The following is a 7,952-nucleotide window of genomic DNA, read 5'->3' on the forward strand; positions in this document are numbered from 1 at the left end:
CTAAACGAGAAGATCTATTGTGAAGCTTATCGCGCTAGCGACAATCATGGCCAGCGACTATACCAGATACAACTGACTTCACAGCTGGGACAAAAACTCGACAAGTATGCGCGTAGCTCCGTCATCTTATTTACCTTACGCATGACCGAAGGTGCCGCAGAAATGGCTGGACTACAAGCACTTCATCAATTCTTAATGACCGGCTTTGAAGCCTTTCATAGCATGAAGGATGTACGCACGCTGATGAATACCTTAAGCGAAAGAGAAACCGTCTATCTCGATGAGATTTATCAAGGCAATAATCACCCCTTCAATTTTGACCTGAGCATATAAGCACAAAGGAAATACACATGACCGACCGCATCATTCTTGAACGAGTAAGGCTGGAGATTAAAGATCAAATTGCCTATGTAACCTTAGTTCGTGCAAGTAAGCTCAACGCACTCGATATAGCTATGTTTGAGGCCATTGCAAAAGTGGCTAAAGAACTTAAAAAGAACAAGTCTATCAGAGCGGTCATTCTATCTGGTGACGGTGATGCTTTCTGCTCTGGACTAGACATAAAAAGCGTTTTGAAAAGTCCGGTAGCCGCGCTCAAACTTTTGGTTAAACCCGGCACCAAGGCCTCAAACCTGGCCCAGGATGTCAGCTACCTGTGGCGCGATGCTCCCGTTCCTGTCATTGCAGTGACACACGGAAAATGCTGGGGAGGCGGCTTTCAAATCGCATTGGGTGCCGACTTTAGATACAGCACACCCGATTGCGAATTCTCTATCATGGAAGCACGCTGGGGTCTGATTCCCGACATGGGCGGCACACTAACGCTGAGAGAGCTGGCACCGATTGATATCGTCAAAGAGCTTGCGATGACGGGCCGAGTTTTCAATGCTGAAGAGGCTAAATCATATAACTTGATTACCCATATCTATGATGACCCGATGACCAAGGCAGTCGAATTCGCTGAAGAGATCAAACAGCGCTCGCCAGATGCCGTTGCCAGCAACAAGCTGCTTTTCAACAAAACCTGGCTTAGCACCATCAAACAGGCTTTAAATTGGGAAACAAAATTACAACGCAAGCTGATCGGTCGTTACAACCAGAGAGCAGCAGTCAGCCAAGGCACCAAAGGCGCGAAGCCCTTACCTTTTAAGAATCGCAGCTAAGCTTGAATCAAACAGGCTAGAAGCGATACTTTCCCGCCTCAACAGCCGCTTGTAATTCAGCATTAAAGGGCTGATAAGCTGTGTCGCCTGGAAGACAGACCCATACCGGGTCTGTTATCTGCTCCAAATCATAAGCAATTTTCTTCAAGTCAGTTTTCTTGTATTTGAAGGTTCCCGTTGTCTCCATCGATGAAGACAATCGAATAAAAATCGGCCGGGCATATGCGGGCAGATTCTCACTTAAATGTTGGTAGACCTCTGAAGAGTCAAAATGAGCACCTTTCTCAAGCGTAATAGATGCCATTCCCGCTCTACCGTTTGTCTCGGGTATCTCGACACCATAAACCACAGCATCAGCTACAGCAGTCATCTGAGCCAATACATTCTCGACCTCAGTTGTCGAAACGTTCTCACCCTTCCAACGAAAAGTATCACCCAGGCGATCAACAAATTGGGCATGATTGAAGCCTTGATCTCGCATCAAGTCACCGGTATTAAACCAAGCATCCCCCTGTTTGAAGACATTTCTCAAGATGGTGCGTTCGGTTTTCTCTGGGTCGGTATAACCATCAAAAGGGGTTTTATCGGTAATTTCACCCAATAGTAATCCCGCCTGTCCTTTTTTGACCCGTCGCAGGAAGCCATCGTGATGCCTGACTGGACAATCTTCTTCTAAATCATACTCGACAATGGCGTAAGGGATTGTCGTGAAGCCAACGGTAAAATCATGATTGAATATATTGAGAAAACCTACATTCCCCTCACTAGAGCCATAAAACTCCATCACCTTATCGACACCAAAGCGCTGTTTAAAACCCGCCCACAGGTTTGCTCGCAAACCGTTACCAAAAATCATTCTTACCTGATGATTTTTATCATCAGCACTTTCTGGCTGAGACATCAAATAGCGACACAACTCACCAACATAACAAATAGCAGTTGCTTGCGTTCGTCTTACCTCAGACCAAAATCTACTAGCAGAGAATTGTCGCGCCATAACCAAGCAGGCATCACCAGCCAAGACACTGCCCCATGCAACTACCAAGGCTGTACCATGATAAAATGGCAAGGTCACATAAGCTCGGTCACGCGGTGTCAGCTGTAAACATGCCAGTCCCGCACCACCAAAGGCTTTCATAAAACGTCCATGAGTCAAAATAGCCGCTTTCGGCAGCCCGGTCGTACCAGAGGTATAAAAATAACAGAAAGCCTCGGAAGGACGACTCCTCAAGGTACTACCCGGATTCTCTGAGCTTTCTTTCCTCTGCACCGCCGCAAGATCTGTCCAGCCATCAGGCAAAGCATCAGGGTCAACATCACTAAGCAAAGTGTCAGCATCATCAAAGAAAAAGCGAGCATTACTAGAAACAGGAAGACTACTCTCTACCTCAGAAATCGCTGAAAATAGCTCTCGCCCGACAATAATTGCTTTAGCATCGACGAGCTCAAAACTGTGGCGTAACACCGCGGCGCGCTGACTGGTATTGATGAGCGCACTCACGGCCCCTATTTTGGCAATCGCAGCAACACAGGCCAATAGCTCTGGGCGATTCTCCATAAAAACAGCAATGACATCACCTTTGCCGTAACCAGAGTTCAGAAGTGATCGCGCAAGTCGGTTAACCCACTGATTGAAGATCTGGTAAGTAAATTCCCGCTCTTCGAAAATTAACGCAAGCCCTTGCGGATTTCTTGAGGCCGACTGCTCAAGACAAACCCCCATCCCGGCAGGGTAATCACCTGGTTTTCGGCTCGCGATATACATTCCCTTGACTCTCTTGGGCGTACCTTTGATAAAAGCCGGTAGCTTAGAAACAAAACGAGGAAATGAGATGGTATTCGCCACTGCTTCAGTATCTGCGTTACACTTGGATATCGGGGCCATAAATTAGCTCTTTTTATTAGTTCGGCGCTTTACATCATCGGAAATTTACTTAGGAAAGACACTCATCTAATCGGCGAATAATTGATTTCTCAATTTTGGATTTAAGAGGCATAAGTAAGAAACCCAGCTCCATTTTCAGGTCAACCTGTTGTGGTAGCACTGTCATTCGCCCCTTAGCTCCAGCACCTTTGAAGCGCACTGTATCACCTTCCCAATGATATTTAACACCAAATTCCTCAGCCAAACTGACGACCATATCTTCGGAAATCTTCTTAATTTCATCGTGAGCCAAATGATGCTCTCGAACAACCTGTATCACTGACATATATTTTTCTCTAATCTGTTTACTGCTCTAGCCCTAACTTTGAACTTCTTCCAAAACGCGGCTCAATTAGACGCCCTAAATCTTTAAGCTAACGAAGCGCTTTCTATTCGGGCGAAACCCGACAGTTTACCTCGATTGCTCTTGATGCAAAACAACTGCCTAGCAAAGTTCATTCATTTACCTACAAGTCATGATAGTTTTCCTGACACAGCAGAGTTAGAATGAGCACAATTTTTAGATCCGCGTTACATATAGATGAGTATAGCCCATGACCCAAGAGTCTCACACACAAGATTCACAGGCCCAGCAATCACAAGATGACACTACCCACTTTGGCTTTAAAAATGTCAAAGCTGAAGAGAAAGCAGGAAAAGTCGCTGATGTTTTTCATTCGGTTGCCAGCAAATACGACATCATGAATGATTTGATGTCTTTAGGCATTCACCGCGTATGGAAGAAGTTAACGATCGAATCCAGTGGTGTCCGTCCGGGACATAAGGTCTTGGATATTGCAGGTGGAACGGGAGACCTGACCATGCAATTCTCCAAACGCGTTGGTGAACAAGGGCAAGTTATTCTCGCCGATATTAATTCATCCATGCTGAATGTCGGGCGTGACCGTTTACTAGACAGAGGCTACGGCAGCAACATCGATTTTGTTCAAGCCAACGCCGAAACACTCCCTTTTCCAGACAACTATTTTAATTGTGTCAGCATCGCCTTTGGCCTTAGAAATGTGACAGATAAAGACAAGGCACTAGCCTCAATGGCACGCGTATTAAAACCAGGCGGCAGACTATTGGTTCTTGAGTTTTCCAAGCCAAAGAATGACCTGCTCAGTAAAGTTTACGACCAGTACTCTTTCAAGGCTCTGCCTTTAATGGGGCGTTTGATCACCAATGATAGTGAAAGCTATCAATACTTGGCAGAGTCTATTCGCATGCACCCTGACCAGGAAACCTTAAAAGGTATGATGGAAAACGCAGGCTTTGCCAATTGTCGTTATCACAACATGAGCGGCGGCATTGTTGCTCTACATACGGGTATAAAACCTTAAGATGAGCCTTATGGACACTAAGCGGCTAACTAAAATTGCAGTTACTATTGAAAGTGCAATCAATACAGCTCTTTCAATGGACCCTGCGGCTCAGAAACATTTAAAACGCCTTAGAGACTGTGTGCTAGCCATTAGTGTCAGTTCCCCTAGCAAAGTTATCTATGTGGGCGTTGAAGAGCAAAACGAAGCCCAAAGTAACGAGTCAGACGATAACACCCAAGTGGTTTATCGAGTTGCCATACTCCCCGCTCAGGACCATTCCAGCGTTCAGATCAAAGGTTCCTTACTGTCCTTTATTAAACTTGCTAGCTCTAAGGACAAAAGCTTACTCTTCAAAACCAACGAAATTCAACTAAGTGGCGAATCTGTCAGAATTCAACAAATTCAGGCATTCCTTAGCATCGTCAGTGTTGACTGGGAAGGCATTCTCGCTTCTGTTATCGGCGATATTCCCGCACATATTATCGGCACCTCTATTCGCCAAAGTTTGAGTTTTGGCAAAAACCTGACTCAATCTTTGATCAGAGATGCGGAAGAGTTTATTAAGTATGAATTACGCCTGTTTCCAAATAAGGCTGCTGCTAAAAAGCAATTTGCAGCGATCGACAAGCTCTATCAGGCAAGCGAAGCTTTAGAGAAGAAAATTAAGGCTCGACTTGGTGATAAGTCAAATCAAGATAGCACTGTTAGCCAAGAGCAAACGACCAATTAACGCATAAATAAGAGATCAATAAACTCCGTGTCGAAGTTATTACTACTTACCAAACTCCGCAGAATATTCGTGATTCTGTGGGTCATTAGTCGCTACCGCCTAGACGAGTTTATTCCGCTTGCTCAGCTCCCCTTAAGCGCCAGACTACTTCTAATTCTTGCACCTTGGCACTTTTTTCCAAAACCGAAGATGTCTCGCGGTGAGCGAATCCGCTTAGCTTTGGAAACTCTGGGCCCTATCTTCATTAAGTTTGGACAGATACTCTCTACCCGACGCGACTTGCTACCTGATGATATTGCGGATCACCTCAAAAACCTACAGGATCAGGTCACGCCGTTTTCAGGAGCTATATCCAAGGCTTTAATTGAAAAAGGCTTGGGGAAGAAGGTTGGAGAAGTATTCCAAGAGTTTGACGATGAACCACTAGCTACCGCTTCCATTGCACAAGTACATAGCGCCACGCTACATTCAGGTAAAGAGGTAGTCGTCAAAGTCATTCGTCCTGGCATTGAGCGAACCATCGACCAAGATATTGCCGTCATGCTGTTCTTTGCTCTGGTTCTGGAAAACTATTGGGTGGATGGTAAGCGACTTCACCCGGTACAGGTCGTAAGAGATTATGAAAAAACAATTTACGATGAGCTCGACCTGCAAAGGGAAGCAGCAAATGCCTCCCAGATCCGTAGAAACTTTCTAGATTCTGAACTGATCTACATCCCGGAAATTCATTGGGACTACACTAACCAGCACGTTCTGGTCATGGAACGGGTGTATGGTATTCCTGTTGCTGACGTTGACGCGCTGAGAACCGCCGGGGTCAACCTGAAAGCACTTGCCGAACGCGGCGTAGAGATCTTCTTTACTCAAGTATTTCGCGATAGCTTCTTTCATGCTGACATGCACCCTGGAAACATATTCGTCTCGTCAAAGAATCCTCACAACCCGCAATACATTGCCATCGACTTTGGTATCGTTGGCACACTAACGCCTGAGGATCAAAACTACCTCGCACGCAATCTGCTCGCCTTCTTCAAGCGTGACTACAAAATGGTTGCCGAGTTACATATTTCATCAGGCTGGGTTCCTGAGGACACACGTGCAGACGAGTTTGAATCAGCCATCCGTACGGTTTGCGAGCCTATTTTCGAACGCCCGCTAAAAGACATATCCTTTGGACAGTTTCTGCTGCGCTTGTTCCAAACAGCGCGTCGCTTCAATATGGAAGTTCAACCCCAGCTTGTACTGTTGCAAAAAACCCTACTAAACATCGAGGGCTTAGGGCGGCAGCTCTATCCAGACCTGGATCTTTGGAACACGGCACAACCTTATCTAGAAAAATGGATGAAACAGCGCATCGCACCACCTGGTGTTTGGAAAAACGTTAAACAGCACTTGCCTGAGTGGCTTGAACAGTCACCAGAAGTGCCCAAGTTGATATTTGATGCCATGAATCAAATTAAGCACTTAGATAGCTTTACACAAAAGCGCGAACAGCAAACTATCCAGCTAAAAAATGACATAAATCTACAGCGCAAACAAACAAAAGACTATATGATAGGTGGTACCTTGTTGGTGCTAGCCATTGCCCTAAGTAAACCAGACACACAGCAGTGGTTAACAAATTTAACCTGGTCTGAAATCGGGCCAGCAATAGTCGGTGCGTACTTTATATTCCGCACCAAACGAATCACGAAATAACAGGCAGTTTAGTTACCATGTCTACGGTTTTAGAACAGTTAACAGAAGTTTTGGCCGAGCGTCGACAAGCCGATGCCAGCAGCTCTTATGTTGCCAGCCTACACGCCAAAGGCTTAAATAAAATATTGGAAAAGGTCGGTGAAGAGTGCACCGAAGCAATTCTTGCAGCCAAAGATGCTCAGGATGACGAAGGTAAGAAAGCCTTAGTCTATGAAACCGCTGATTTATGGTTTCACAGCCTGGTAATGCTTTCACACCTGGACCTCGAAGCTAAGGACATCCTTCAAGAACTTGAGCGTCGTTTTGACTTATCAGGCCTTGAAGAAAAAGCATCTCGTAAACAGAAATAGGAGAAGGTTATGGGTATCAGTCCAATGCAGCTACTGATTATATTATTGATCGTAGCACTTATTTTCGGCACCAAGAAACTACGCAATATGGGCGGAGACTTGGGTGGCGCCGTAAAAGGCTTTAAAAAAGCCATAAAAGATGATGAGAAAGCCGCTGTAGAAAAGAAAGACAGCGACATCATCGAAGGCAAAGCTGAAAAAGTCGAAAGCAATGATAAAGAGCAACAAAAGTAACCCTGATCAGGCACTAGCTATCGAATACTATGTTTGACGTTGGTTTTTTAGAGCTCGTCTTAATCGCTATCATCGGCCTATTGGTTTTAGGACCCGAGCGCCTGCCCGTTGCCGCTAGAACTCTGGGTCGCTGGTTTGGCAAAGCACGCCGCATGACCAGCCAGTTCACTCAGGAAATAAATCGCCAGATAGAACTCGAAGACCTAAAAAGCGAGCTTAAAAAGCAGGGCGAGAGTTTGGACATTAATGAAGATGTCGAAATGATCCAGAATACCGTTAAAGACGCCCTCAAAGAAGCTGAAGAGTTCGAGCCCTTACCAAGAGATGAGTATGACAAGCTGTTTCAGGCACCAAAAGAGCCTGATTCGTCAAAAGACCTTCAAAGCAATACGCAAAACGACAAGCCTAAGCAGTCATAACATGGCCTCCGTAATAAGCTAAGCATAGTAAAGACATGAGTAAGACTTCTGACAACGCAACTGAAAACGACACTGTAGTCGACCAAGGCCAGCCTCTAATCAGCCATCT

At 45.5% G+C, this 7,952-nt stretch carries 9 protein-coding genes and 1 pseudogene; 8 read left to right on the top strand and 2 right to left on the bottom strand.

All coding sequences use genetic code 11. The features are described from left to right. Window positions 1–333 (top strand): annotated as a pseudogene (locus A3735_RS31210) (hypothetical protein); the annotation flags it as partial. A gap of 17 nt (window positions 334–350) precedes the next feature. Beyond that, window positions 351–1,163, top strand: coding sequence for a crotonase/enoyl-CoA hydratase family protein (locus tag A3735_RS21235; RefSeq protein ID WP_068516736.1), 813 nt, complete (start codon window positions 351–353; stop codon window positions 1,161–1,163). Between the two features lie 16 nt (window positions 1,164–1,179). Here A3735_RS21235 and A3735_RS21240 read toward each other — a convergent pair whose 3' ends face one another. Next, entirely contained in the window at window positions 1,180–3,048 is a 1,869-nt protein-coding gene (locus A3735_RS21240; RefSeq protein ID WP_068516732.1) for a long-chain-acyl-CoA synthetase, read from the bottom strand. 49 nt (window positions 3,049–3,097) lie between these two features. Beyond that, window positions 3,098–3,373, bottom strand: a complete 276-nt coding sequence (locus A3735_RS21245) for a polyhydroxyalkanoic acid system family protein (protein ID WP_068516730.1) — start codon at window positions 3,371–3,373, stop codon at window positions 3,098–3,100. Window positions 3,374–3,641: 268 nt separating this feature from the next. Here A3735_RS21245 and ubiE point away from each other — a divergent pair, with 268 nt between their 5' ends. The 6 genes from ubiE to tatB are packed head-to-tail and all read left to right on the top strand — an operon-like array spanning window position 3,642 to window position 7,843. Continuing rightward, window positions 3,642–4,430, top strand: coding sequence for a bifunctional demethylmenaquinone methyltransferase/2-methoxy-6-polyprenyl-1,4-benzoquinol methylase UbiE (gene ubiE, locus A3735_RS21250; RefSeq protein WP_068516050.1), 789 nt, complete (start codon window positions 3,642–3,644; stop codon window positions 4,428–4,430). Between the two features lie 10 nt (window positions 4,431–4,440). Continuing rightward, entirely contained in the window at window positions 4,441–5,142 is a 702-nt protein-coding gene (locus A3735_RS21255; protein ID WP_068516727.1) for an SCP2 domain-containing protein, read from the top strand. Window positions 5,143–5,169: 27 nt separating this feature from the next. Further along, a complete protein-coding gene (ubiB, locus tag A3735_RS21260) occupies window positions 5,170–6,840 on the top strand; it encodes a ubiquinone biosynthesis regulatory protein kinase UbiB (protein ID WP_068516722.1) in 1,671 nt (556 codons plus the stop codon). Between the two features lie 17 nt (window positions 6,841–6,857). Further along, window positions 6,858–7,190 carry a phosphoribosyl-ATP diphosphatase gene (locus A3735_RS21265; protein WP_068512015.1) on the top strand — a complete coding sequence of 111 codons (333 nt, stop codon included), beginning with the start codon at window positions 6,858–6,860 and terminating at the stop codon, window positions 7,188–7,190. Window positions 7,191–7,199: 9 nt separating this feature from the next. Further along, window positions 7,200–7,424: a twin-arginine translocase TatA/TatE family subunit gene (gene tatA, locus A3735_RS21270; RefSeq protein WP_068512005.1), complete on the top strand. Its 225-nt coding sequence runs from the start codon at window positions 7,200–7,202 to the stop codon at window positions 7,422–7,424. Between the two features lie 29 nt (window positions 7,425–7,453). Next, the gene (gene tatB, locus A3735_RS21275) at window positions 7,454–7,843 is read left to right on the top strand and encodes a Sec-independent protein translocase protein TatB (protein WP_068512008.1); all 390 of its coding nucleotides are present in this window, start codon (window positions 7,454–7,456) and stop codon (window positions 7,841–7,843) included. Window positions 7,844–7,952 lie beyond the last annotated feature (109 nt).

The sequence above is a fragment of the Oleiphilus sp. HI0061 genome (genome assembly GCF_001635675.1).

Bases quoted from the DNA above. Each gene is read 5' to 3' on its own strand.
- A3735_RS21235 (WP_068516736.1), top strand. From the start codon at position 351: ATGACCGACCGCATCATTCTTGAACGAGTAAGGCTGGAGATTAAAGAT.
- A3735_RS21240 (WP_068516732.1), bottom strand. From the start codon at position 3,048: ATGGCCCCGATATCCAAGTGTAACGCAGATACTGAAGCAGTGGCGAAT.
- A3735_RS21245 (WP_068516730.1), bottom strand. From the start codon at position 3,373: ATGTCAGTGATACAGGTTGTTCGAGAGCATCATTTGGCTCACGATGAA.
- ubiE (WP_068516050.1), top strand. From the start codon at position 3,642: ATGACCCAAGAGTCTCACACACAAGATTCACAGGCCCAGCAATCACAA.
- A3735_RS21255 (WP_068516727.1), top strand. From the start codon at position 4,441: ATGGACACTAAGCGGCTAACTAAAATTGCAGTTACTATTGAAAGTGCA.
- A3735_RS21265 (WP_068512015.1), top strand. From the start codon at position 6,858: ATGTCTACGGTTTTAGAACAGTTAACAGAAGTTTTGGCCGAGCGTCGA.
- tatA (WP_068512005.1), top strand. From the start codon at position 7,200: ATGGGTATCAGTCCAATGCAGCTACTGATTATATTATTGATCGTAGCA.
- tatB (WP_068512008.1), top strand. From the start codon at position 7,454: ATGTTTGACGTTGGTTTTTTAGAGCTCGTCTTAATCGCTATCATCGGC.